The sequence below is a fragment of the Campylobacter sp. JMF_15 NE4 genome (assembly GCF_027737645.1).
Taxonomy (GTDB): Bacteria; Campylobacterota; Campylobacteria; order Campylobacterales; family Campylobacteraceae; genus Campylobacter_B.
Window position 1 is genome coordinate 38,897 of sequence record NZ_JAOVTY010000001.1, and the last position, 25,143, is coordinate 64,039.

The 25,143-nt window shown below is 39.9% G+C and carries 31 protein-coding genes; 21 read left to right on the top strand and 10 right to left on the bottom strand.

Annotation, left to right across the window (positions count from 1 at the left end; translation table 11 throughout):
* Positions 1–32 precede the first annotated feature (32 nt).
* From OFN98_RS00190 to uvrB, 4 genes are all read right to left on the bottom strand, one after another.
* Entirely contained in the window at positions 33–311 is a 279-nt protein-coding gene (locus OFN98_RS00190) for a hypothetical protein (RefSeq protein ID WP_270874157.1), read from the bottom strand.
* A gap of 9 nt (positions 312–320) precedes the next feature.
* Positions 321–770, bottom strand: a complete 450-nt coding sequence (locus OFN98_RS00195) for a hypothetical protein (RefSeq protein WP_270874156.1) — start codon at positions 768–770, stop codon at positions 321–323.
* A 118-nt stretch (positions 771–888) separates the two neighbouring features.
* Positions 889–1,044 (bottom strand): hypothetical protein, encoded by a 156-nt coding sequence (locus OFN98_RS00200; protein ID WP_270873464.1) that lies wholly within the window; start codon positions 1,042–1,044, stop codon positions 889–891.
* Between the two features lie 93 nt (positions 1,045–1,137).
* Positions 1,138–3,114, bottom strand: coding sequence for an excinuclease ABC subunit UvrB (gene uvrB, locus OFN98_RS00205; RefSeq protein WP_270874155.1), 1,977 nt, complete (start codon positions 3,112–3,114; stop codon positions 1,138–1,140).
* Positions 3,115–3,185: 71 nt separating this feature from the next.
* On the opposite strand from uvrB, the gene OFN98_RS00210 reads away from it, so the two are divergent.
* Genes OFN98_RS00210 through OFN98_RS00220 form a run of 3 tightly spaced genes read left to right on the top strand, consistent with a single transcriptional unit; the run spans position 3,186 to position 4,149 of the window.
* Positions 3,186–3,443, top strand: coding sequence for a hypothetical protein (locus tag OFN98_RS00210; protein WP_270858296.1), 258 nt, complete (start codon positions 3,186–3,188; stop codon positions 3,441–3,443).
* Between the two features lie 38 nt (positions 3,444–3,481).
* Entirely contained in the window at positions 3,482–3,685 is a 204-nt protein-coding gene (locus tag OFN98_RS00215) for a hypothetical protein (RefSeq protein ID WP_270874154.1), read from the top strand.
* Positions 3,682–4,149: a hypothetical protein gene (locus tag OFN98_RS00220; protein WP_270869143.1), complete on the top strand. Its 468-nt coding sequence runs from the start codon at positions 3,682–3,684 to the stop codon at positions 4,147–4,149. Before OFN98_RS00215 ends, OFN98_RS00220 begins: the two co-directional genes overlap by 4 nt.
* Positions 4,150–4,157: 8 nt before the next feature.
* Here OFN98_RS00220 and OFN98_RS00225 read toward each other — a convergent pair whose 3' ends face one another.
* Genes OFN98_RS00225 through OFN98_RS00245 form a run of 5 tightly spaced genes read right to left on the bottom strand, consistent with a single transcriptional unit; the run spans position 4,158 to position 7,768 of the window.
* Positions 4,158–4,694, bottom strand: a complete 537-nt coding sequence (locus OFN98_RS00225) for a phosphatidylglycerophosphatase A family protein (protein WP_270874153.1) — start codon at positions 4,692–4,694, stop codon at positions 4,158–4,160.
* A 25-nt stretch (positions 4,695–4,719) separates the two neighbouring features.
* The gene (locus OFN98_RS00230) at positions 4,720–5,040 is read right to left on the bottom strand and encodes a hypothetical protein (RefSeq protein WP_442868103.1); all 321 of its coding nucleotides are present in this window, start codon (positions 5,038–5,040) and stop codon (positions 4,720–4,722) included.
* Complete coding sequence (locus tag OFN98_RS00235) at positions 4,997–5,794, bottom strand: hypothetical protein (protein WP_270876551.1); 798 nt, start codon at positions 5,792–5,794, stop codon at positions 4,997–4,999. The genes OFN98_RS00230 and OFN98_RS00235 overlap by 44 nt, the downstream gene beginning before the upstream one ends.
* The gene (locus tag OFN98_RS00240; protein WP_270874152.1) at positions 5,772–6,638 is read right to left on the bottom strand and encodes a hypothetical protein; all 867 of its coding nucleotides are present in this window, start codon (positions 6,636–6,638) and stop codon (positions 5,772–5,774) included. The genes OFN98_RS00235 and OFN98_RS00240 overlap by 23 nt, the downstream gene beginning before the upstream one ends.
* Before the next feature lie 2 nt (positions 6,639–6,640).
* Positions 6,641–7,768 (bottom strand): bifunctional 2-C-methyl-D-erythritol 4-phosphate cytidylyltransferase/2-C-methyl-D-erythritol 2,4-cyclodiphosphate synthase, encoded by a 1,128-nt coding sequence (locus OFN98_RS00245; RefSeq protein ID WP_270874151.1) that lies wholly within the window; start codon positions 7,766–7,768, stop codon positions 6,641–6,643.
* A gap of 192 nt (positions 7,769–7,960) precedes the next feature.
* Between OFN98_RS00245 and thiC the strand changes: the two genes are divergently transcribed.
* The 18 genes from thiC to OFN98_RS00335 all read left to right on the top strand — a co-directional run bounded on the left by thiC (position 7,961) and on the right by OFN98_RS00335 (position 23,853).
* On the top strand, positions 7,961–9,304 hold the full coding sequence (gene thiC / locus OFN98_RS00250) for a phosphomethylpyrimidine synthase ThiC (RefSeq protein ID WP_270874150.1): 1,344 nt from the start codon (positions 7,961–7,963) through the stop codon (positions 9,302–9,304).
* The gene (locus tag OFN98_RS00255; RefSeq protein ID WP_270874149.1) at positions 9,301–10,068 is read left to right on the top strand and encodes an SDR family NAD(P)-dependent oxidoreductase; all 768 of its coding nucleotides are present in this window, start codon (positions 9,301–9,303) and stop codon (positions 10,066–10,068) included. Before thiC ends, OFN98_RS00255 begins: the two co-directional genes overlap by 4 nt.
* Positions 10,069–10,136: 68 nt before the next feature.
* Positions 10,137–11,204, top strand: coding sequence for an Mrp/NBP35 family ATP-binding protein (locus tag OFN98_RS00260; RefSeq protein WP_270866730.1), 1,068 nt, complete (start codon positions 10,137–10,139; stop codon positions 11,202–11,204).
* Positions 11,205–11,344: 140 nt separating this feature from the next.
* Positions 11,345–11,950, top strand: a complete 606-nt coding sequence (locus OFN98_RS00265) for a YbfB/YjiJ family MFS transporter (protein ID WP_270874148.1) — start codon at positions 11,345–11,347, stop codon at positions 11,948–11,950.
* Positions 11,935–12,519, top strand: a complete 585-nt coding sequence (locus tag OFN98_RS00270; protein WP_270865208.1) for a YbfB/YjiJ family MFS transporter — start codon at positions 11,935–11,937, stop codon at positions 12,517–12,519. The genes OFN98_RS00265 and OFN98_RS00270 overlap by 16 nt, the downstream gene beginning before the upstream one ends.
* On the top strand, positions 12,495–12,707 hold the full coding sequence (locus OFN98_RS00275) for a tautomerase family protein (RefSeq protein WP_270874147.1): 213 nt from the start codon (positions 12,495–12,497) through the stop codon (positions 12,705–12,707). The genes OFN98_RS00270 and OFN98_RS00275 overlap by 25 nt, the downstream gene beginning before the upstream one ends.
* Before the next feature lie 27 nt (positions 12,708–12,734).
* Positions 12,735–13,706: a hypothetical protein gene (locus OFN98_RS00280; protein ID WP_270874146.1), complete on the top strand. Its 972-nt coding sequence runs from the start codon at positions 12,735–12,737 to the stop codon at positions 13,704–13,706.
* A 128-nt stretch (positions 13,707–13,834) separates the two neighbouring features.
* The gene (locus tag OFN98_RS00285; RefSeq protein WP_270874145.1) at positions 13,835–14,458 is read left to right on the top strand and encodes a hypothetical protein; all 624 of its coding nucleotides are present in this window, start codon (positions 13,835–13,837) and stop codon (positions 14,456–14,458) included.
* 220 nt (positions 14,459–14,678) lie between these two features.
* Positions 14,679–15,806, top strand: coding sequence for a cation diffusion facilitator family transporter (locus OFN98_RS00290; RefSeq protein WP_270874144.1), 1,128 nt, complete (start codon positions 14,679–14,681; stop codon positions 15,804–15,806).
* A 62-nt stretch (positions 15,807–15,868) separates the two neighbouring features.
* On the top strand, positions 15,869–17,461 hold the full coding sequence (locus tag OFN98_RS00295; protein ID WP_270870950.1) for an ABC-F family ATP-binding cassette domain-containing protein: 1,593 nt from the start codon (positions 15,869–15,871) through the stop codon (positions 17,459–17,461).
* Positions 17,461–17,664 carry a sulfur carrier protein ThiS gene (thiS, locus tag OFN98_RS00300; protein WP_270874143.1) on the top strand — a complete coding sequence of 68 codons (204 nt, stop codon included), beginning with the start codon at positions 17,461–17,463 and terminating at the stop codon, positions 17,662–17,664. Before OFN98_RS00295 ends, thiS begins: the two co-directional genes overlap by 1 nt.
* Before the next feature lies 1 nt (position 17,665).
* Positions 17,666–18,298 carry a sulfur carrier protein ThiS adenylyltransferase ThiF gene (thiF, locus tag OFN98_RS00305; protein ID WP_270874142.1) on the top strand — a complete coding sequence of 211 codons (633 nt, stop codon included), beginning with the start codon at positions 17,666–17,668 and terminating at the stop codon, positions 18,296–18,298.
* Positions 18,299–18,430: 132 nt separating this feature from the next.
* Entirely contained in the window at positions 18,431–18,709 is a 279-nt protein-coding gene (locus OFN98_RS00310; protein ID WP_270874141.1) for a hypothetical protein, read from the top strand.
* 87 nt (positions 18,710–18,796) lie between these two features.
* Positions 18,797–19,558, top strand: a complete 762-nt coding sequence (locus OFN98_RS00315; protein WP_270874140.1) for a thiazole synthase — start codon at positions 18,797–18,799, stop codon at positions 19,556–19,558.
* A gap of 1 nt (position 19,559) precedes the next feature.
* On the top strand, positions 19,560–20,705 hold the full coding sequence (gene thiH, locus OFN98_RS00320) for a 2-iminoacetate synthase ThiH (protein WP_270874139.1): 1,146 nt from the start codon (positions 19,560–19,562) through the stop codon (positions 20,703–20,705).
* 24 nt (positions 20,706–20,729) lie between these two features.
* On the top strand, positions 20,730–21,326 hold the full coding sequence (locus OFN98_RS00325) for a thiamine phosphate synthase (RefSeq protein ID WP_270874138.1): 597 nt from the start codon (positions 20,730–20,732) through the stop codon (positions 21,324–21,326).
* A gap of 4 nt (positions 21,327–21,330) precedes the next feature.
* On the top strand, positions 21,331–21,999 hold the full coding sequence (locus OFN98_RS00330; protein ID WP_270876552.1) for a hypothetical protein: 669 nt from the start codon (positions 21,331–21,333) through the stop codon (positions 21,997–21,999).
* 399 nt (positions 22,000–22,398) lie between these two features.
* Positions 22,399–23,853, top strand: a complete 1,455-nt coding sequence (locus OFN98_RS00335; RefSeq protein WP_270874136.1) for a Mur ligase family protein — start codon at positions 22,399–22,401, stop codon at positions 23,851–23,853.
* Between the two features lie 63 nt (positions 23,854–23,916).
* Here the strand turns inward: OFN98_RS00335 and nusA are convergent, their stop codons facing one another.
* A complete protein-coding gene (gene nusA / locus OFN98_RS00340) occupies positions 23,917–25,047 on the bottom strand; it encodes a transcription termination factor NusA (RefSeq protein WP_270862047.1) in 1,131 nt (376 codons plus the stop codon).
* Between the last annotated feature and the right edge of the window lie 96 nt (positions 25,048–25,143).

Below are 25,143 nucleotides of genomic sequence, written 5' to 3' on the forward strand. Positions count from 1 at the left end.
TTTGGTGAGCAATGATGCCCACTCTACAATACTCATCTTTTGTCTTTTTCATTAAAATTTTTGTTTATTAAATTTTTTTCTAAAATTTTTAAAATTTCATCGTTGCTATAACCACATAATTCGCCAGTTTGTTCTGTCTCGACAGATAACATTTTTGCTATAAAATAATTATATGGCATAAAATATTCATATATTTTTGCAATTAAATTATTATTGTAAAATACATTTTGTCTATGATATAATCCGCCTGAACTATCTAATTTACCATATATTCTTTCAATGCTTATATTGCTATCATAATTAAAAGGCAATGCGTTTCCTCATCTATGATAATCACTCTCTTTTATCTCATAATCATCACTTACGATTTCAATCTTAAAATCCTTTTTAATGTTGCACTCGTATTCAAATTTAAGTATCTTAAACCCGTCAAATACAAATTCGCAAGTGAAAAATAAAACCATTAAAGTAGCAAAAAAACGGGCTTTACTTGCAAATAAGAATTTATCATTTTTTGAAATTTCTACTTTTTCATAAGTTATTTTTTCGTCTATTATTTTGTGAATTTTAACTCTGTATTTTTTCTTGATTAATGCTAAAAATAAGAAAGTCAGAAAAAACACAAACACAAAAAATCCAAAAAAAACAAAAACAAAGAAAATTAGCAAAGCAAAGAATTTCGCAAATTTGTTTATCTGTGAATTCGCGATGTATTTTATACACAACGCACAAGCAAATGCCACAATTAAATTAACAATTAAAATATCCATATAATTCCTTTGTGTTTTTTTTGCAAATTCAAATTCGGTCAGTATTTAAAAATACTGAATTTATTCGAATTCACAAATTTAAACTCAAATTTGATTATTTGAATTTAAATTTATACATTCAAGCAACTAGTAAATTTAAATTTGCAAATTTTTCATCATTGCTATCTATTATTCCGTCATTGTTTGTATCAAATTCACTTAATGCTTCAAAGCCGTTTTTACCGCTAGTATCGTAGGGCGGGCATCCTTGCCCACCAAAAATGGAGACTATCAATCTAACTCTGACAAATCACTTTTGTTTGAGAATTATGGGCTTTAAATTTGGATTTGTCAGAGTTTATTTTATGGTCTCAAATTTTATCCAAATTTAGAGTTTTTTCATTTTTGCTATTTCATCTCTTAACGCAGCGGCTTTTTCGAATTCCAGCGCAGCAGCGGCTTCTAGCATTTGCTTTCTTAGCTCTTTTATGATTTTGGCTCGTTCAGCGGCCGGCATTTTTTCTAGTTTTTTCGCTTTGGTTAAAATTTCAGCCCCATCATCAATTTTTAGGCTTTCTTCTATGTTTCTGGTTGCCGAGTGTGGCGTTATGCCGTGAGTTTTGTTATACTCATCTTGGAATTTGCGTCTAGCTGTGGTTATATCGATAGCGCTTTGCATTGAGCGGGTGATTTTTTTGCAAAACATCACAACCTGCCCGTTTATATTCCTAGCAGCTCGTCCCATAGTCTGAATAAGGCTAGTTTCCGAGCGCAAAAAGCCCTCTTTGTCGGCGTCAAAAATCGCAATCAAACTAACTTCGGGCAAATCTAGCCCCTCACGGAGCAAATTTATGCCGATTAGCATATCAAATTCGCCTGATCTGAGCCCCCTGATTAGCTCATTTCGCTCTATTGCGTCGATGTCTGAGTGCATATATTTGACCTTGATACCGAGTTCAAGGTAGTATTTACTAAGCTCTTCTGCCATTTTTTTTGTTAGCACGGTTACCAAAATTCGCTCGTTCCTAGCGATAACCTTTTTTGCCATGTCGTGCAGGATTTCGACTTGATTGTCGCTATCTTTTATGAGAATTTCTGGGTCTAAAAGCCCCGTCGGACGCAAAATTTGCTCCACAACCTTGCCGCCGCTTAAATTTATCTCATATTCGTTTGGAGTGGCTGAAACAAATAAAAATTTGCCCTTTTTAGCGATAAATTCATCAAACATCAAAGGTCGGTTATCAAGCGCACTAGGCAAGCGAAAGCCGTATTCTACGAGCGTTTCTTTGCGACTTCGATCGCCTGCGAACATACCGCGAAACTGCGGCAAAGAAACATGGCTTTCATCGACGATGACTAGGTAGTCTTGCCCCTTGCTTTCGTAGTAATCAAACAGCGAATACGGCGTCTCTCCGGCGTTTTGTCCGGTTAAATATCTCGCATAATTTTCGATTCCTTTGCAAATGCCCGTTGCACTCATCATTTCAAGGTCAAATTCGACACGCTGTTTTAGGCGCTGGGCTTCGACGAGTTTATTTTCATTTTCAAAAAATTTTAATCTCTCACCAAGCTCTTCTTCAATGCCTTTAATCGCCGTTTTTAGGCGGTTTTCGCCGACGATAAACTGACTTGTGGGATAAAGGATAAATTTAGCCACACTTTTTGTTTTTTTATTTTCCAAAACATCGAAATGATACATCGCTTCAAGTTCGTCGCCAAAAAATTCTAGCCTTATGGCTTCGTCGTTAAAATAAGCAGGATAAATGTCGATCGTATCGCCGTTAGCGCGGAAATCGCCACGATCAAAAAAATTGTCGTTGCGTTTGTAACCCATATCGACGAGTTTGCGAAGTAAAAATTTGCTAGAAAAACTTTGCCCTAGTTCTAAATGAAGCACCATGCCTTTGTATTCGGCAGGGTCGCCCAAGCCGTAGTTTGCCGAAACCGAAGCTATCGTAATGACATCGTCAAAACTAAGCAAACTGGCCGTCGCTGAAAGCCTTAGCCTTTCTAACTCGTCATTTATGGAGCTATCTTTTTCGATAAAAAGGTCTTGGCGTGGAATGTAGGCTTCTGGCTGATAATAATCATAATAGCTGATAAAATACTCGACATGATTTTGCGGGAAAAAGCCCTTAAATTCGCTATAAAGTTGCGCTGCAAGGGATTTGTTGTGTGTCATTATGAGAGTTGGAATTTGCAAATTTGCGATGATATTTGCCATAGTAAAGGTTTTTCCGCTTCCAGTAACACCGAGCAGTGTTTGATATTTTTCGCCGTTTTTAATGCCTTGCACGATTTTTTCTATCGCGTTTTTTTGATCGTCGCTTGGGGTAAATTTTGATGATATTTTAAAATTTTGCAAATTTTTCCTTTATTTTAAAGCTAAATTTGGTTAGAATAAAAACTTTAAATTATATCTAAAAAAGGACAAATATGGAATCAATCTTTGACGAAGAAAAAAAAGTCGAGAGTTTGGGTCAAAAGGTCGAGGAGCTTATCAGAAGATACAGCGAGGCTAGGGAAGAAAACGCGAGATTGCGCGCAGAGCTAGTTAGTATCAAGGCACAAAATGAGGCGATTAGTATGCAGCTTGGCACGCTAGAAGAGGACGCCGAGTATCGCAAACTAAGCGACGAGGAGCTTAGCAAAAAACTAGATGAAATTTTTGCAAAAGATGAATTTGACAACTAAAAATGAGAGAAATTTCAGTTAAATTTACAAGCAAATCTTTGAGTAAAGAGTATTCTATTAGCTTAGAAGATGAGTTTGCGCTCAGCTTTGAGCGGGACTGGCGCGAGATCGCAAAAGATGGTTTGCATGTAGATGTGGGCGAGCTTTTGAAGGCATATATTCAAAAGAGTTATGAAAATTATATGTTTTCTAGCAAAATAGAGGCTATTTCAAAAAACATCGATGAAGGAGTGAAAAGATGAGCAAAGGCGGAGCAGGCGGTAGCGGACTAGGTAGTCTGATTTTAATCATAGTTGTGATTTTTTTCGGCGTTAAGGTTGTGTGGCCAAAAATCACTGGACTAACAGATGGACCGATAGCTGCGGCAGCGGTTAGTGATTTAGATCGCACATTTAAGGATATGCGATCTGATTATCAAGCACAAGGTAGATTGAGATTGCTTAGCAATATGACTAGCGTGCGTCAATTTAGTGACGATATGTTGAATTCGACAGTTGAATTAAACAAACCAATACCATTTGGAGTTGGTGTAAAATCAAAAAAGAGTATGGTATTTTGCGCTGATATTACGGTTCATGACGGTGGTGTTAGAGGGTATTATTTGACCCTAACTCCTACAAATAGGAAAAATGAGCGTTGTAAAAAATTCCATGCATTGCAAACATTTAAAAAATTACAAAATATGAACTATCCTATTGGAAAATAAGAGGCTGATTAAAAAATCAGCCCTCCAAGTCCAAATTTAATCATCAACGAAAAAATAATCAAAACCCCAAGCCCAGCGAAAAATCCAGCTAGCATATCATCGCTCATCACGCCCAGACCGCCCTTGATATCGCGATCGGCGCGCCCTATGATAGATGGCTTCCATATATCAAAAACCCTAAATAGCACAAGGGATAAAATCATCGCAAGCCACGAAAGCCCGCTAGCTTCAAAACCAGAAATAATTTGCGCAAAATCTATCCCATACACCTCGCCTACGCTAGCACCGATGCTCATAGCGATCCACACGCCCACGACCTCGTCGATTACGATTTCGCTATTATCGTGCGAGCCGACCTGTTTTTCGTATTCGTCAATTATTTTTAGCGAGATTACAAAAACCAGAGCAGCGCACAAAAACAGCGTCGTTCCTCCCGCAAGTGCCAAAATCACAAGTCCCACAATCCAGCCTGCCACGCTTCCCCAAGTCCCAGGCGCAGGTCGCAAAAGCCCACTTCCAAAAAATGTAACAAATAGCTTATTCAAATTTTCTCCTTTTAAATTTCAAATTTCAAGTTTTTAGCGCGCTGGTTTGATATAGCCTCATTAGCTCTTCGTAAAATTCGCTCTCGCTTCTAGGCTCGATAAGCCCGTCGTTAGGGAACAAATCATCGTAAAGGGCTTGCAAATCGGCGAAGCGATTAGGAAAAAGCTCGGCCAAAATCATCGCCGAAATCTCCTTTCGCATGAAAAGCGCGGGCGGCAAAATCCCAGCATAGAGCATGGCTTTGAGATTGCGCGTGTGATAATGCACATGGTGGTGCGAGCCGTGCGGGCAGTTTTTCACGCTAGAAAGGACCTTGCATTTGTTGCAATACACATACTCTGGCATGAGCCAAATTTCGAAATTTTCGTAATCGCAAAAATCCAGCACAGAGTGCATATCGCCGTGGTCGAAGTAGCCTGCCCACATGCTTGTGTTTTTGCCCAAAGACGACCTTATTTATGCCTAGATTGTGCGCTATGGCGCATTCAAGCGTGGGGTCAGAGTGGTTGTTTAGCGCGCTAAAATCGTTTAAATCTATGAGCAAAACCCGCCCTTTTACAAGGAAATTTTCGCACAAAAACTCCAAGGTTTTTTTGCGCAAATTTGCGCTAAATGCGTCGCTTCTGCTCGAACCTACCAAAAAAATCACCACAAAATCAGCCTTGTCTATCATCAGGCGAAGTAACCTTTCATGCACCCTGTGCAAGGGATCTGCCATGGTGAAAAAGGCTGAAATTCTGGGGTTTTTGAAGCTTGATTTTCGCGCGAAAAATTCCGCAAACTCATCACCAATTATGCGCGAATTTAGGCTAAGCTCGCCCTTAATCGCCTCATTTCCTGGGCGTTTGTTTTCAAAAACGGAGTTTTGTTTTTCTTCGTCCGTGATTTTTTGCGATGAAATAATTTTTAATTTTCCGCAAATTTCGCCATTGCAGATTAAATTTACCTCTGCGCCAGGTCTAAATTTCCCCGCTACAAAGGCGAAATTTTTGCCGTTTTTTAGCCTCTCTTCGCCTCCAAAAGCCCCAAATTTCAAAAGGTGCAGGGCGCAAAGCTCGCTTTTTGAAATCTCAATGCTATTTTTTTCGCGTGATACCATATTTTTTTCTCTTTTCCCAAAGCGATTTTCGTGAAATCCCCAAAATCGAGGCGAGTTCAGAGTCGAAATACTCGCCCTGATGCGCTAAAATCGCAAATTTCAAATACTCTTCCAGGCTTAAAATTTTGTTTTTTGCGCAGTATGGAGAGAGTAAAATTTCATTTGAGTTTTCGCTAAATTCCATAGAGCAAACCTCCAAAACTAGCCGTTTTTCGGCGAAATTTGATAAAATTTGCGCTCTTTTGGCAGGTGATGTTTTATCAAATTTTTGCACGAATAAAATTTCGTTTTTTATTTTTAAGTTTTCGCAATCCTCGCCATTAGCGATTATGAGTTTTACGCCAAAATTTTGGGCGATTTGATGAGCGCATAAAAGGCGTGAAATTTCATCATAGCCCTTTAAAAAAAGCGGAAATTTGAGCTTTTGCGCGCTTATTTTTGGTGTGTCGTAAATTTCTTTTAGCGCGCGCAAGAGTTCGTCGTTTCGCTCTTTTTCACGCAAAATTTGCTTAAAATACGCGTAGTGATCGAGCTTTTTGATGAGATCTTCTATCATAAACGGCTTTAAAATATAATCCGTCGCGCCCGCATTTATGGGAGCTGTAACCGTGTCGTTGCTAATGTATGAGACTAGCATTATCACGATTGCGTTTTTGTGGCGCGCAATCACGCTTAGCAAATCGCCACTCCCCCACGATGATGAGAGCAAAACAGCGTCGAACTCCCCGGCGTTTAGGGCTAGTGGCAGAGTGGAAACCACGGTGCATTGGTGGTTTAGCGCGCTTAGTTTTAGGCTAAGTGAGTTTGCCAGGTAGCTTTCCTTTTCGGCGATTAAGATTTTCAAAACTAATCCTTGATAAGCAGTTTTTTCCAGTCAAAATACTTTAAATTCACACTCGCAATCACCGCAACGCCCTCGCTTCGGCCCACAAAGCCTAGTTTTTCGGTGGTGGTGGCTTTGACATTTACCTTGCGCGTGGCTAAAATTTCGCACAAAGCTTTTTGCATTTGCTCTTTGTATGGGCTTAGTTTGGGCTTTTGCGCCATTATGGTAATGTCTGCATTTACGATTTCAAAGCCATAGCGGTGAATTTTATCTGTTACTTTTCGTAACAAAATTTTCGAATCAATCCCTTTGTAAGCCTCGTCTGTATCAGGGAAAAGCTCGCCAATATCGCCAATCCCAGCTGCCCCGCACATAGCATCAATTAGCGCATGAATCGCCACATCTCCGTCGCTGTGAGCGATGAGCGAATACTCACACGGGATATTTACGCCACAAAGCGTGATAAACGAGCCAGCTTCTAGCGCATGCACATCAAAGCCATTTCCGCAAAATATCTCCGAACAAACGCTAGGAAAATCAAAATTTTCTAAATCGCAAATTCGTGTGATTTTTCTAGCTGAAATTTCGCCCTTTACAAAGCCAAGGCTCCCGCCCACGCTCTTTATGGCTAAGCTATCGTCTGTGAAAATTTGCTCGCTTTGCAAGGCTTTTTTTAATAAATTTGTGCGCGAGAGTTGTGGGGTTTGGATTAGTTTGATTTCGTCGCGCGCTATCTCGCACTCGCCCAAATACGCCGTGTCATTTACGCCTAAATATGGGCTTACGCAGTCAAATTTGCCTAAATTTTCAAGTAGCGAGTTTATGAGATTTTGCGAAATACTAGCCCGCGCCACATCGCTTACTAAAACAAACTCGCTTTGCACCATTTCAAGGGCATTTTTAAGCGATTTTTGGCGCATATCGCCACCGGAGACAAATTCGAATTCATCGCAAAATGAGCGCATGTATTTTAAATCTTGCGGATTAGCTACGATTACGATTTTTGCGAAATTTGCCTTTTTTGCGAGATCTTTGGCGACATGTAGCCACAGCGGATCATCACCTATGCGAAGCCACTGCTTTTTTACGGGGCTAGCAAAGCGCGTAGAATCCCCAGCGGCGAGTAAAATGAGCGATATTTCAGACATTTGATTTCCTAAAATTTTAAAAATGTTACGAAATTATACATATTAAATTTAAAAAATAGTGAAATTTTGGCTAAATTTTGCAAATTTTACCAAGCAATGTTACGAATTTAAACACGCAAAAAAGATTTAAATTTTGCTTTTTTGTAGTAAAATTCTATCAAATTTCACAAATTTTCGCACGAAAGGTCAAAAATGCAAACCCCAAATTTAAAAGATTGTGCAACCCCAACTCAACTTTTTTACGCTAAAAATGGCGTTATCACCCCACAAATGGAGGCTGTCGCAAAAACAGAGTGTTTGGAAGCCGAATTTATCAGAGCGCAAATCGCACAAGGAAAACTCATAATCCCTGCAAATATAAATCACAAAAATCTCGCTCCCATGGGCATTGGCAGGGTGCTAAAATGCAAAATCAACGCAAATATCGGCTCTTCTAGCCTCAGCAGTGGCATAGATGAAGAGATCGAAAAATTGCGCCTTTCGATAAAATACGGCGCTGACACCGTTATGGATCTAAGCACAGGCGGAGATTTGGACGAAATTCGCAGGGCGATTATCGCAAATTCTACCGTTCCTATCGGCACGGTGCCGATTTATCAAATTATCCACGACATTAAGGATTTAGATAATCTAACGCCACAAATTATGCTTGATTGTATCGAAAAACAAGCCAAGCAAGGCGTTGATTATTTCACTATTCACGCTGGATTTTTGCTCAAATTTATGCCACTTGTCGCTAAACGCAAAATGGGAATAGTAAGTAGAGGCGGTTCATTAATGGCTAGTTGGATGATGAAACACCACAAAGAAAATCCGTTTTACGAAAATTTTGACGCTATTTGCGACATTTGCGCCAAATATGATGTTTCGCTCTCCCTTGGCGATAGTTTGCGACCAGGCTGCTTGTATGATGCCACAGATGAAGCCCAAATGAGCGAACTTGCCGAGCTTGGCAAACTAGCACTTAGAGCAAATGCAAAAAATGTTCAAGTTATGATAGAAGGCCCTGGTCATGTGCCGTTTAATCAGATTGAATTTAACATGAAGGAAGAACAGCGCCTGTGTGGCGACGCTCCGTTTTATATACTAGGCCCTCTTCCGACCGATATCGGCGCAGGGTACGATCATATCACAAGTGCGATTGGCGGGACGATGGCAGCATTTCACGGGGCTAGCATGCTTTGCTATGTTACGCCAAAAGAGCATTTGGGTTTGCCAAACGCAAAAGATGTCAGAGACGGCATAATCGCCCATAAAATCGCAGCTCATGCAGCAGATGTCGCACTTGGCAAAGCCGGGGCGATCGAGCGAGATCACGCTATGAGCGACGCTAGGTATAAATTTGACTGGAACAAGCAGTTTGAACTCTCCCTTGATCCTGAGCGAGCGCGCGAATATCACGACGAGAGCTTGCCTGATGAGGGCTTTAAAAATGCGGAGTTTTGTTCGATGTGTGGGCCGAAATTTTGCGCGTATAAAATTTCGCGCCAAATCGCAGAGCAAAATTGCGAACACTTCCCAAAAGATGAGCGATGAATAAAACTGCCTTAATCACGGGAGCTAGTAGCGGTTTGGGGCGCGAGTTTGCGTGGATTTGTGCCGAAAACGGATATGATTTGGTTATCACAGCGCGAAATACTGACGCGCTAAACGCCCTAAAAACCGAGCTTGAAGCTAAATTTGGCGTGAGAGTTTTTGTTTTTGGGGCGGATTTATCGCAAAATACTAGCGCGGATAAAATTTGCGAATTTGCCCGCGAAAATTCCCTGAAAATCGACATTTTGATAAATAACGCAGGTTTTGGAGATCACGGCGAATTTGCTAAAAGCGATCTGAAAAAACAGCTTGAAATGGTGCAAGTAAATATCGCTAGTTTGCTAAATTTAACGCACTATTTCGCAAATTTAATGATTGAGCAAAATGGCGGAAAAATCCTAAATATCGCCTCTGCTGCCTCGCTCACAGCGGGTCCAAAAATGAGCGTGTATTACGCAAGCAAGGCATTTGTGCGAAATTTCAGCGTAGCCCTAGGCGAAGAGCTTCGCGCGCAAAATATCAGCGTTACGGCGTTTTGCCCAGGACCTGTGGCTACAAATTTTGGCGAGCGAGCCGGCGTAAAAAACGCTAAAATTTTCGCGCGTTCAGATGATGCAAATGCCGTAGCAAGGCGCGGCTTTGAGGCGATGATGAGTGGCAAAACGCTAGTGTATGACGGCAGGTTTATGCTTCTAGCGAACCTTTTGACCCGCATTTTCCCGCTTAAATTTTGCGCCAAAGTTACAGGCTTTTTAAACGGCTAAATTTAAAAAAAATTTCAAACTTTTTAAATATAATGCGCCTTTTATCAAATTTCAAAGAAAGAGGAAAAATGAGTAAAGACGAAATTTTAAACGCGCTTCGAGGCGTGATTTATCCGGGGTTTTCGAAATCTATCGTTGATTTTGGCTTTGTAAAAAGCGTGAGTGAGGGCGAAAATCCTGTGATAGATATCGAAATCCCAAGCCAAAAAAGCGAAATTTCAATGCAGATTAAGGCTGAAATTTTAAATTTAATCCCAACTGCGCAAATTTCGATCAAAACACCAAAACTAGCCCCCGAGCAGAGCAATTCGCGCTCTGGTAAAAATATCGCCCCACAAATCAAACATTTTGTGATGATTAGCTCAGGTAAAGGTGGCGTTGGCAAATCCACAACAACCCTAAATTTGGCGATTTCGCTAGCCAAACTTGGCAAAAAAGTAGGCGTGCTAGACGCTGATATTTATGGTCCAAACATGCCACGCATGCTAGGCGAAGAAAACACCCAAGCTAGCGTAATCGGACAGAGATTAAAGCCGATTGAAAGCCACGGAATTGAAATGATGAGTATGGGCGTGCTAATCGAGGCAGGTCAGGGGCTAATGTGGCGTGGGGCAATGATAATGAAGGCGATCGAACAGCTTCTAAAAGATGTCGCGTGGAGTGATTTAGATGTGCTTTTCATAGATATGCCACCTGGAACTGGCGATGCGCAAATCACACTTGCCCAAAGCGTGCCAGTAACAGCCGGCGTGTGCGTAACCACGCCTCAAACCGTAGCCTTAGATGACGGCGCTAGGGGGCTTGATATGTTTGAGAAGCTTCATATCCCAGTGGCTGGAATCATTGAGAATATGAGCGGATTTATCTGCCCTGATAACGGCAAAGAATACGATATTTTCGGCCGTGGCGGTGCGCAAAAGCTAGCTAGTGCTTACAATACCAAAGTCATCGGTGAAATTCCAATCGAAATCGCAATCCGCGAGGGCGGCGATAATGGCAAGCCAATTAGCTTTTATGCGCCAGATTCTGTGAGCGCGAAACGCTACGAGCAAGCTGCGCGCGCGCTGTGGGAAAAAATCGAAGAGGTCGATAGGGAAAATTTAGCTGATAATTCAGCGATTCAACCACAGGCTTAAATTTCAAATTTCACCTACCAAACGGCGAATTTTTGCCGTTTGGTATATAAATTTCATATATCACAAATCGTTATTTTATATTTGACTTTAAATCGTTTTTATTGATACAATCTTGCAAAAATCCAAATTTAAGAAAATATATGAAATTTAACGATATTAAAATTTTACTAGCTGGAATTTGCGCTTTTATCGTGGCTATCGGCACGGCGCGCTTTGCTTTTACGGCACTTTTGCCACCAATGCTTGATGATTTTTTAAGCGTAGAACGGGCTGGAATTCTAGCCTTTGCAAACTACACTGGATACTTCGTTGGCTCCTTTGCCACGGTCTTTGTGCGCGGGGGAGAGTTTAAAATTTTGCTTTTTAAACTAGCGCTTTTTCTAAGCATTTTTACGACAATTATTTTAGCATTTAGCGAAAATTACTACCTTTGGTTTGGCGCGAGAGTGGCCGCAGGAGTGGGTTCGGCGCTGGTTATGGGCGTGGGTTCGTCATTTGTCTTTGACCTGCTATCTCACAACAAACAGGCCATGGCGTTTTATTTTGGTGCGGCTGGTATTTCTATCGTGCTAACCTCGCTTGTGGGAAATTTAGCTCTTGTGTTTTTTAGCTGGAAAATCGCGTGGGTTTTTTTGATAGTTTTTTCGCTTCCTTTAAGCATTTTCGCGCAAATACACTCACGCCAAGGCGTGGTAAAAACGCCAAATTTTTGGTCGCAAAAAGCGAAAAATTGCCAAATTTGCTAATTTTGAAAATTTTAATCTTCGCATATTTTTTGGAAGGCATGGGATTTGTGGTGCAGGCTAGCTTTTTGCCTGATATCATAAACCGCGTAAAAGGGCTAGAAAATATGGGCACTTATGCGTGGTATTTGGTGGGCGTTTTCGCGATGTTTGGGCCGTTTGTCTGGGTGAATTTGGGGCGGAGATTTGGTGGGGTAGAGATGATGATAGCCTCGCTTGTGCTACAAATTTTAGGGATTTTAATCCCAGTGTTTAGCCAAAATTTAATCTTAAATTTATTAAGCGGTGCTATATATGGAAACACGATGATGGGGCTAACTGCGCTATTTATGAGCTATGGGGCGAGCCTAGCGCCCAAATCATCGGCACCGATTATGAGTGCGCTAACGGCTGCGTATGCCATAGGAACGATAATCGCGCCGCTGTATTGTGCTAAAATCTTTAATATCTATCAAAGCTACGATAGGGCGCTAGTTTTAACCGCGATTTTTGTGGGACTTAGCGCACTTAGTCTAGGGGTGATAAAATTTTTAAAAAAGGAGCAAAAATGCCACTTATCAATGTCAAAATGACTATCGAGGACGGCGGTTTGAGCGTGGAGCAAAAGGGGGATTTAGTCCGCGAGCTAACGAATGCTTTTGTGCGAGTTGTAGGGCGTGGCGAGAAAACCTGCGTCGTCATCATCGATGAGCTTAGCACCGATAACTACGCAATCGGCGGCGAGACGATAACGGCTATTAGAGCAAAGCAAAAATCATAAATTTATCCCAAAATAGGAGTATAAAACATGGAAGAAATCAAACTCGGAACTTTCACGCAAGAAGATTTAAAAGAAGAAGTTGGTAGCGAAGAAATCGTTAATTTGCCACAAAAATCTAAAAAAATCACATTAAAAGATATTGATTTAACTAACCGTTTTACAGGCATTTCAGACGGCACAAAAGTAGCCAAGCCTTGCCATTTTGCCGCAAGGGAAGGATTAAGCGAAATAGCAAATGATGGATTTTATCTTTTACACGCAGTAGGCGATATAAAAAGCGAAGCATTAAAAAACGACCAGTCCATTTTATACGCTCTAAGTTATAAAATCATAAATACTCCATTAGATGAATTAGATGAAAAAGTAGCACGGGAGCTAATAGATGAGATTAGGTGGCCGTATGAGACTATAAATGATATTTTTCATACACTAGCCGAACATGATTTTTTTGTCAAAATAGATAATAAAACCAGATTAAACACCTCTATTGATAATCTCTTTAAACGACCATTATATGTCAAATTGCAAAGTGCTATTGATGAACTGAATAAAAGGGGTGTAACTTTAAAAACAGATAATCAAGATTGGATAAATATTATAAAAGAACATAAAAAAAATCAACTAGAAGCAAAAATAAGAGATTTAAAAGCATTTGGAACAGAAAATGCTAATAAAATAGCAAATGCACTCGAAGAAGATTTAAAAAATATGTCAGACCCAAATTATGTCGATATAGATTATGTAGCCAGAAAAGATGTTTTGCTTGAATTTGCAAGTGTTGGTCATTTATTCAAATGTAAATTAGAAGACGAAACAGATGAAATGAAAGCTGATAGCAAAGCTATGGGTCGGCTTTGGAATGATATTATGGATACCGAACCACAAAATATAGACTTTGACGCTACTATTGAGAAAATAAAAGCTATTAGATACAAATATGAAAAACCATGGCGCAAACCAGACCTTAGAGATTATCTTGATGATGATGAAAAAAGATAAATTAGAAAATTTTAAACAAGCAAATATCCCAACTACAATGATTTGCAGGAAGGATAATGTCCCAAATATCGAGCAGTATCTACGCGATATGAAATTATAAATTTATCCCAAAAATAGGAGCATAAAACATGGAAGAAATCAAACTTGGAACTTTCGCACAAGAAGATTTAAAAGAAGAAGTTGGTAGCGAAGAAATCGTTAATTTGCCACAAAAACCTAAAAAAATTACATTGAAAGATATTGATTTTTCTGACCGCAATAGCCTTCTTGGAACTGGCGAAAAAGTAGCCAAACCTTGCAGTTTTGGAGCAAGAGAAGGGCTTGCTGAAAGAGCAAAAGATGTTTTTGGGCTTTATTATAGTATCGCAGAGAGCAATAAAGATTACGATAATAGATCAGCAGCATTAGCTCACGACCAAGCTTTATCACAAGCTTTGGGTATTAAAATTATGAATACACCACTTGATGAGTTAGATGAAAAAGTTGCAGAAAATTTAATTAATGAAATTCGCTCCCCTTATGATACGATTTTTGATGCTCGTTTTTATTTAGCAAAAGAAGAACACTATATAGAAATAAACAATAACACAAAATTAGATACAAGCAAACACCCGTTATATGCTAAATTGCAAGAAGCGATTGATGAACTAAATAGAAGGGGCGTGGTGTTTAATGTAAGCAATAGTAGAATGATTGAAAACAATAAAAAAGTCGCAGAAATTTTAGGAACAAAAAATAGCATAAAAATATAAGGTTTGTTAAATGGCACAAGAAAAATTATCACAAGAAGAAATAAAAAAACTGCAAGAAGTTTATAGGCTAACAGAAGAAGAGTATCAGAAATAATATTTCCCTCAAACACTGCCTTGCTAAATTTTGCTTTAAATTTGGCGCGATAAATTCTCTCCTTTATTATCAAATTAAGCTTTATTTTGATAAAATCGCGCCTTTTAAATTACAAAAAGGAAATCTATGCAAATCCCAGAAAAGGTCGTTCCGCGCGATAAAATTATCGTTCGCACAGGGCTAGTTGGAATTCTTACAAATGTGATTTTGGCGCTGTTTAAGGGGGCGATCGGGTTTTTCACAAACTCCATAGCTATCGTAATTGACGCCATAAACAATCTAAGCGATGTGTTAAGCTCGGTCATTACGATTGTAGGGCTAAAACTTGCTGGCAAAAAACCAGACAAAGAGCACCCCTATGGGCATGGCAGGATCGAGTATCTCACGGCTCTAAGTATCGGCGTGATTATCCTATATGCGGGGTTTGCGGCGCTTATTAGCTGTGTGCGCAAGATTTTTGCTCCACTCACGCCAGATTACGACGGCGTTTCGCTATTTTTGATCGCAGTTGCGGTCGTAGTAAAAATCGTGCTTGGCTCATACACCCAAAAAATGGGCGTCAGGGCGAATTCTGACTCGCTAATCGCAAGTGGGATTGACGCGAAATTTGACGCATTAGTGTCGTTTTCAACGCTAGTGGCGGCGTTTATTTTTATATTTTTCGGCGTGGCTTTGGAGGCGTATTTGGGTGTGATTATTTCGCTACTGCTTATCAAAACAGCTGCCGAAATTTTAAAAGACACTATCAATAAAATTTTAGGAAGTCCCCTAAATATCGAGATTGCAAAGCAAATTTATACCGAAATCAAGAAAATCGACGGCGTGCTTGGTGCGTATGATTTGATGTTTCACGACTACGGCCCTGATAAAATGCTAGGAAGCGTGCATATCGAAGTTAGCGAGGATATGAGCGCGGCTAGCATAGATACACTCACGCGAAAAATTCAGAGTGAAATTTTTGCCAAATTTAGCGTGGTTATCGATACCGTGGGTATTTATGCGCTAAATTTAAAAGATGAGCAAACCGCTAAAATTTATAGTGAAATTCAAAAAATAGTTTTTAGCGATGAAAAAATTTTGCAAATGCACGGATTTCACGCAAATTTGATTGAAAAAATCATCAGTTTTGATGTGATTATTGATTTTGACGCGATTAACCGCGAGCAAATCCACCAAAATATCATCAAAGAAGTCAGCGCGAAATTTAGCGATTATGAAATTTTAATCGCCCTTGATAGCGATTATAGCGCCTAAATTTTGGCTAAATTTAGCCTTTTTTTGTATAATCGCAAAATTTTAAATTCCAAGGATAAAAAATGATAGAAATCAAAGATTTAGTAATGCGTTTTGGCAAACAGCTGCTGTTTGAAAATGTAAATTTGACACTTTTAAAGGGCCATAGATACGGACTAATCGGCGCAAACGGCGCAGGTAAATCGACGCTACTTAAAATTTTAAGTGGCGAGGTCGAGCATAGCAGTGGCGAAATACTCGTCGAAAACGGCCGTAAAATTGGCGTTTTGGGGCAAAATCAATTTGCGTTTGAGGAATTTTTGGTAAAAGACGCTGTTTTGTATGGCAACAAACGCCTTTACGACGCCGTCAAAGAAAAAGAAAAACTCTACGAAAGCCCCGAATTTACCGATGAAATCAACGACCGCTTGGCTGAGCTTGAAATCATCTGCGCCGAAGAAGACCCAAACTACGAGTATGAGACGAGAATCGAGAAAATTTTAAGTTCGCTGGGATTTAGCGAAGATGAATTTGGCAAAAAAATGAGCGAAATCGAGGCTAGCGACAAGGTCAAAATCCTCCTAGCTCAGGTGCTGTTTCCTAAGCCTGATATTTTGTTTTTAGACGAGCCGACAAACAACCTTGACATCGACGCGATTGCGTGGTTGGAGTTCGAGCTAAACCGCCACGAAGGCACTATGGTCGTCATCAGCCACGATAGACACTTCCTAAACCGCGTCTGCACGGACATTTTGGATGTGGATTTCAAAAAGGTGCGCGAGTTTAGCGGAAATTACGATGATTGGTTTATCGCGGCAAATTTGATAAAAAAACAGGCTGAATTCGAGCGTGATAAAAAGGTCAAAGAAAAGGCAGAACTTGAAAAATTTATCGCCCGTTTTAGCGCAAACGCTAGCAAGGCCAAACAAGCCACTTCAAGGCAAAAACTGCTCGATAAAATCGACATTAGCGAGATTGCGACATCTTCTCGCAGGGAGCCAAGCATACTTTTTAAACTAGGGCGCGAGATTGGAAATGAGATTTTAGAACTTAGCGAGATTGATAAGAGTTTCGGCGAGGTTAAAATTTTGCAAAATTTCAATTTAAAGCTTTTAAAGGGCGATAAAATCGCCGTTATCGGGCGAAACGGCGTGGGGAAATCGACGCTGTGCAAGATCATCGTGGGCGAAATGGCGCCAGATAAGGGCAAGGTGCATGTGGGCGCGACTATCGAGCAAGGATACTTCGCGCAGGATACAAGCTCGGCGGTGAGTGGCGAAGCGAAGCTGTATGATTATCTGCGAGATGAGAAAAACAAGGATTTAGACGAAATTCGCAAGTGCCTTGGGCGAATGCTTTTTAGCGGAGCCGAGCAAGAAAAAAGCGTGGGCGCGTTAAGCGGCGGCGAAAAACACCGCGTAATGCTAAGCAAACTAATGCTAACTAAGCCAAATTTTTTGGTGCTTGATGAGCCAAATAACCACCTTGATTTGGAGGCGATTATCGCTCTTGGCGAAGCACTTTATAACTTCGCTGGGTGCGTGATTTGCGTGAGCCACGACCGCGAACTCATAGACGCTTTTGCGAACCGTATTTTGCACCTTAAAGGAAACGGCGAGATTGTGGATTTTCGCGGGACTTACGAAGAATACAGAGCGAGCCTGGGGGAAGAGTGATGATAAAAGTGCGCGTAAATGGGCGTGAGTGCGAGTTTGATGCCGATATGAGCGTGGAAGAATTTCTGCACTCGCAAGGGTTTGATTTGCGCTATATCGCCGTGGAAGCTGACGGAGAGATTTTATCAAAAACGCTTTGGAAAAGTTCGCAAATTTCAGATTTTAAAATTTATGAAATCGTCGAATTTGTCGGTGGTGGGTGAAATGCTGAATTTAAAAAACGAGAGCGAATTTAGGGCTGAAATTTTCACGCGAAATCCGCGTGGCGTGAGCGAAATTTTATCATGCGCGAGAGTTTGCATACTAGGAGTAGGTGGGCTTGGCTCAAATGTCGCTATAATGCTTACTCGCGCCGGTGTGGGCGAGTTTTTTATCATCGATTTTGACATTGTTGAAGCCTCGAATTTGAACCGCCAACACTACGCCTTAAAGCATTTAGGAAGCCCAAAAATAGAAGCTTTAAAAGAGCAAATTTTGGGTATTAACCCTTATGCGAAAGTGCAAACTTGTGGCGAAAAAATCACTAGTGAAAATGTGCGTGAGATTTTACGGGACGAAAAAATCATTTGTGAGTGCTTCGACGGAGCCGAAAATAAGGCGATGATAGCGAATTTGTCGGCTGAGTATAGGGATAAAATTTTCGTTTGCGCTTCGGGTATGGCGGGACTTGGGGAGGCAAATTTTATCCAAACTCGCAAATTTGGGGCAAATTTATATATCTGTGGCGATAGCACAAGCGGTGCAGGGCTTGAAAATGGGCTAATTTCTGCACGAGTAATGCTATGCGCCGCTCATCAAGCAAACGCCGTAATAATGGTGATTTTGAATAAAATTTAGATTTAAGTTGAATTCAGCCTAGCTTTCACGCCAAATTCGCAATTATAGGCGAATAAATTTTATCTTATGCGAGTTTGGTATGAATTCATAATATGACTAAAATTTGGTTAAATTATTTAAAAAAGATAAAAAATGGAAAACTTTGTATATTTCATAATGGAATTGGTAAATTTTATTACAAATGACAAAACAGGAAAAATATTAAAAGTCATTTGTAAAATTTCTTATTTTTTATTTTTATTTATGCTTTTTTCGTCATCGCTTTATGTGATATATCGTGCTTGTATTTGTGATTATAAAACAATGGACGATGTTATAAGTAACGCTATTATGGTTGTTTTGACTTTACTTGTCGTAGCTTTTTTAATATGGGGATTAAGAAAAATTAAAAAAGATTTTAAAAAATCATAAATTTTTTCTTTTCACATAAAATCTTAAAATTAATTCAGATTTTCTTTGTATAATCTCACAAATCACAAAATTTAAAGGAAATTTCAAATGGATAAATTAGTTTTGGGTGGCAAGGAATTTTCGTCTCGCTTCATAATGGGTTCTGGTAAATTCGACCATGAGATGATAGAAGCCTGTGTAAATAATGCAGGGTGTGAGATCGTAACACTCGCACTTCGTAGAGTAAGCGAGAGCAAAGACAGAAATATTTTAAATTTCATACCAAAAAGCGTTACGCTTTTGCCAAATACAAGTGGCGCCAGAAACGCTGATGAAGCCGTGCGTATCGCAAAACTGGCAAGAGAGCTAGGCTGTGGGGACTTCGTCAAAATCGAGATTATCACAGATAGCAAATTTTTATTCCCCGATAATTACGAAACCATTAAAGCGACCGAAATTCTAGCAAATGACGGATTTATCGTGCTTCCGTATATGCATGCTGATTTAAATGTGGCTCGTAGTCTCAAAAACGCAGGAGCAGCTGCTGTGATGCCGCTTGGTGCGCCCATTGGCTCAAATCGTGGGCTTATGATGAGAGATATGATTGAAATTTTAGTCGGCGAAGTGGATTTGCCAATCATCGTCGATGCAGGTATCGGTCGTCCGTCTCAGGCGTGTGAAGCTATGGAAATGGGCTGTGCGGCTGTCATGGTAAATACCGCAATCGCCACTTCTAGCGATTTAGTCCAAATGGCAAAAGCCTTTGCAAATGCGATAAATGCAGGGCGAGACGCCTATAATGCCAAATTTGGCGCAGTGCGAAATACTGCCGCGGCAAGTTCGCCACTAACAGGCTTTTTAAGGGACTAAAATGGAAAAAATAGACCACATGAAATATCTAGCACACATGCAAGAAATCGATGATGGCTTAATGCAAAAAGTGCTAAATTTAAGGCAAAATTATGACCCAAACGCTTATAATGAAGCTGATGTTTTAAGGGCGATAGAGAAAAAAAATAGAAATTTAGACGATTTTGGCGCACTTCTAAGCGTGGTCGGGGCTAAATTTTTAGAAGAGTTAGCAAGGGCGAGTATGAGTGAAACTAGGGCGAAATTTGGTAATAATATCTCGCTTTTTACGCCGATTTACATTTCAAATTATTGCGATAATAACTGCGTGTATTGCGGATTTAGCAAAAAAAATCAGATTAAAAGAGCCAAGCTTAGCGATGATGAGCTAATAGCCGAATACGAAGCGATAAAAAAGAGCGGGCTTGAAGAGCTTTTGGTGCTAACAGGCGAAAGCAGGGTTGATAGCGATGTGAGCTATATCGCTCATGCGTGTGAAATCGCCAAAAAATATTTCAAGGTCGTAGGCGTGGAAATTTATCCGTTAAATGTGGGTGAATACGCTACCCTGCATAATTCTGGCGTGGATTTTGTAACCGTTTTCCAAGAGACATACAACACAGAAAAATACGCAAAACTGCATTTAGAAGGCAATAAGCGAATTTTCCCGTATCGCTTCAATGCCCAAGAAAGGGCGATAATGGGCGGTATGCGTGGAGTGGGCTTTGCGGCACTTTTGGGACTTGATGATTTTCGCAAGGACGCCTTTGCTACGGGCGCGCACGCGTATTTGTTGCAACAAAAATACCCACACGCTGAAATCGCCTTTTCGGTTCCAAGACTGCGACCGATAATAAATAATAATAAAATCAACCCGCGAGATGTCCATGAAAAGGAGCTTTTGCAGGTGATTACAGCATATCGCCTACTAATCCCTAGTGCGAATATCACGATTTCGACACGCGAAAGGGCTGGTTTTAGAGATGAAGCGATTAAAATCGCCACGAATAAAATTTCAGCAGGAGTAAGTGTGGGTATCGGCGGACATAGCCAAAAAAAGGGCGACGAGCAGTTTGAGATAGATGACGGACGAAGCGTGGCTGAGGTTTGTGCTGCGATTAGGGGTGCGGGGTTAGCGCCACTGATGAGCGAGTATATTTATCTGTAAATTTGCGAAATTTGGAGCAAAAAAGTGAAAATCACGGCGATTTCAAATTTAGAGTTTTGTGGCGGAAAAGAGGCGTTGAAAGAGAAAATTTCACGCCTTTGCGAAGCCGGGATTAGCGAAATTGTTTTGCGTGAGAAAAATTTGAGCGTGAGCGAATACTGCGCGCTTTTTTGCGAAGTTTTGCAAATTTGCAACCATTGTGGCGTTCGCCTTTTTTTGCATAATTTTTTGGATTTAGCTTACGAGTTAAATTATAAATTTGTGTGGTTGCCTTTGCAAATTTTAGAGCAAAAATCTAATCGAAATTTAGCCAAATTTGAAAAAATCGTAGTTTCGGCTCACAGCACGAGTGAAGCTAGGTTTGCCCTAAATTTGGGCGCAAACGCACTTTGTTTAAGCCATATTTTTCCGACAGATTGCAAAGCAAATTTAGAGCCAAAGGGGCTAGATTTGATTCACAATGTGCGTGAATTTTGGAGTGGCGAAATTTACGCCCTTGGCGGGATAAATTCTAGTAATTTTCGCTCCACACTAGACGCAGGAGCCGATAATATCTCCATAATGAGCGAAGCGATGACATGCGAAAACGAAAAAGAATTTATTTTAAATTTTGGAAAATAAAAATTTGGAACAAAATTCAAAAAATAACAATTTAAGAGATTACGATAAAGAGCCGTTGATTATTAAAGATTATAACCAAGAAGTTACAAATTTTTGGTCGTTATTTGTTTTTATTTTTGTGCTTATTGCTATTGTTTTTAGCAAAAATAAAATGGTCATTTTGCCTTTTATGATATGGGCTTTAAAATCTCAAAATCAGTATAAAAATGCCGAATTTAAATTTACAAATTCGACTATTTTGCATAAATCGCCCAAATTTATCAAAGAAATCGGCATTGCAAGAATTGAGAAAATCCAAAAAACTATGCAAATATTGTATGAAATTCATAACGAAAAAATAGAAAATAAATTTTTGAAATATTTTGTAAATATATTTTTGATTTTGTGGTTTTTAGGAATTTGTTTTGTTACGATAGTTATTGAAAATCAAGGTATGCCACTGCTACTTATTTTTTGTATTTTTTGTTTTGGCTTGTTTATTCCACAGCTTTTATATCATTTTAAAAAAGATAATAAATTTGTCGATTTATATGACACAATCATAATAAAATCTGACGATGATATAAAAATTTGCATTTTTTGTGCCAAAAAAGATGATTATGAAGAAATCAGAAAATATGTTTTATTCAAAAAAGGCATTGATATAAACAAAGTTGAGAAAATTTTATTATAGCAAAGCCGTTATGGCAATCTACAAGCCAAAATTTACAAAAAAATTCTAAAAATAGAATTTAATCAAATTTTGGAATTTGGCTAAATTCAAAATTATTCAATGCTAAATTTAGGTTGAATTTTGAATTTAAAATTCTCTGGATTGCTTCGATTTACTTCGTAAATCTCGCAATGACAGCAAATTTAGCGATATGAATTTTTTACTCGTAGATTGCCACGCTGTGCAAAAAGCGTCTTGACGCTTTTTTTGGCTCGCAATGACAGATTAGAGTAAATTTCGCATTGACACAAATCAAGCTCTAAATAATAAAATTTATCGCAAAAATAAGCAACAATCAAGTTTTTTTAGAATAAAATTACAGGTTTTGTAATCTAAGTCTAAATAAATTTGAGGGAAAAAATGTCGGCAGTTATTTCAAATTTTATTTTCACCCTTGCTTTGGGATTTTACGCGCTTACTTGTTTGCAGTGGTTTTCGTATCGCCCGGGGCGCGTTTTGCATCATTTCACCAAGCCTATGTGGCATTTGTATTTTTTCATAATCCCAGTTTTGGCTCAAATCGCGGCCATGTTTTGCCCGTTTTATTACGCAGCCTTGGGCGTGGTAACGGCTAGTTATATCGCTGTTTTGGCGCTTTGGCACAGAGGGCTGGACAAAAAGCTAGTCTTTACTGATCGCATAAAAAGGGCGTTTGCATACATAGCCTCGTTTGCGGTGATTGTGGGGATTGCGGAAATTTTGATTGATATTAAATTTTCAACCGATATTAAAATTCCAGCCGTTATTGCGCTATTTGTGGGATTGTTTTTTCATTTTAGATACGAAAAAACGCTTTTTAACCGCTTCAAAGCTAGCGCGCTAGCCAAGCTAGGCACGATGAATAATCTCATCATCGTCCAAATCACGGCAAGTTACGGCAAGACGAGTATCAAAAACTTCCTTTATGATATCCTTAGCCCGCACTTTGTCTGCTACAAGACCCCGCGCTCGGTAAATACGCTAGCCGGGATTGTAAAGGACATAAACGATGATTTGCCAAAAAACACTCAGGTCTATATCGCAGAAGCAGGTGCTAGACTGCCTGGCGATATCGCCGAAATCACCGAGTTTTTGCGCCCGCAAATCGTAGTTGTAGGCGAGATTGGCGCGCAACATTTGGAGTATTTCAAAAGCGTAGAAAATATCCGCGCTACCAAGCTTGAAGCGCTAAATTCACCGCGTCTAAAACACGCATTTGTGCATTCTAGCACGCTTTGCCATAACAGCGCCACGATTAGCACTTACGATATCGGCACAAAGGTGATTAGCTCGACACTAGACGGGATTAAATTTAGCCTTAAAATCAATGACGAAAATTTCAGACTCTCTGCGCCGGTGCTGGGCGAGTTTAACGCGCAAAATCTCAGCGCATGTGTCATGGTAGCGAGGTTTTTGGGCGTAAATGATGTCTATATCCACAACGCAGTTGAAAAAGTCCGAAGCGTCGAACACCGCCTCCAAAAGATCGAAAACGGCGGCAAAATCATCATTGATGACGCATTTAACGGCAATCTAGCCGGTATGCTTGCTAGCTACGAACTATGCAAAACTTACAAAGGAAATAAAGTCATCGTAACGCCCGGAATCGTCGAATCGACCAAGGAAGATAATGAAATTTTAGCCAAAAAAATCGATGATGTTTTTGATCTCGTGATAATAACTGGCGAGTTAAATTTAAAAACACTCAAAGACAATATAAATCCCGGCAAGGTTTATGTGCTAAAAGATAAATCGAAAATGGTTGAAATTTTGGCTAAATATACCAAAGCAGGGGATTTGGTGCTGTTTTCTAACGACGCCCCAAATTTCATATAAATTTTAAATTTTGATTATTTTAAAATTTGCGAATTTTAAAAATTCGCAAATTTGAAAGAATTCTCACAGACCACCAAAGAGCGCTTCGAGATTTTTTAATCCCTCTTCGTTTGATACTTTTTCGCTTGATGCGCCTGTTTCGATTAGCTCGATTTCATAACCGCTTAGCATTGAGGCTAGGCGGATATTTAGGCCGTTTTTGCCGATAGCTTTGGATTTTTGGTCAGGGTTGATATAGACAATTGCTTTGTTTTCATCTGTGATTTTGACCGAATTTACAATCGCAGGCGCCATTGCGCGCGAGATTAAAATTTCAGGCGAGGCAGAGTATTCAAACGCGTCTATGCTCTCTCCGCCAGCTTTTTTGTCCTCTTCACTTAAATTTTTACTCAAAAACTTACTCACAGCGTCGATTCTAGTGCCGCCTTTACCCACGGTTGCGCCCACTGGATCGATATTTGGCGAAACTGAGCTAAGGGCTATTTTCGTGCGTTTGCCCGGAATCCTAGCGCATGCTTGGATTATGACGCTTCCGTCTTTGATTTCAGGGACTTCCGTGCGCAAAATCGCCTCCAAAAACTTCGGACTTGTGCGCGAAAGCTCTAATTTTATGCCTTGATTTTTGTCGATATAGGCGTTTTTGATGACGGCTTGGACGACATCGCCCACTTTGAAACTCTCGCCTTTAATGCGGTTTTTCTGTGGCATATAGGCTTTGATATCGTCGATTTCGACAAATGTCGTTTCGCTAGCGTCGATTTTGGTGACGGTGCCGTGGGCTAGGGTGCCGATTTTGTTTTTATAGCTTTCGAAAATTTTCTCTTCAAGCAGGCGTTGGATATGGTAATTTAGCTCTTTTGCCAAAACCTGCGAAGCTGTGCGGCCGAGATTTTCGATATTTATATCATAGCTTAGCTCATCGCCAATCTCAGCGTCCCCATGCTTTTTGGCTTCGCTAATTGCGATGAAATTATCCTGTCCTGCGCGCTCGTCATTATCGGCTACGACTTGGACTTTTTGGTAGAGTTTGACCTTTTTTGTAACGGGATCTACCTCGCTGTCGTAGATAAACTGTTCGCCAAATAGCCTTTTTGCGGTTTGGATAAAGGCTGTTTTGACCCGCGCGCCCACATCTGAGGGATCAAGTCCTTTTTCGTTTGCGATAGACTCGATTATGTCTGTGATTTTTTCCATAATTTTCCTTTTCTTACACTGCTAAATTTTGGGATTTTTAAAATTTTCGAGTTCGGTATTATATTAAATTTAGACTTTATTTTTATTTAAACGAAT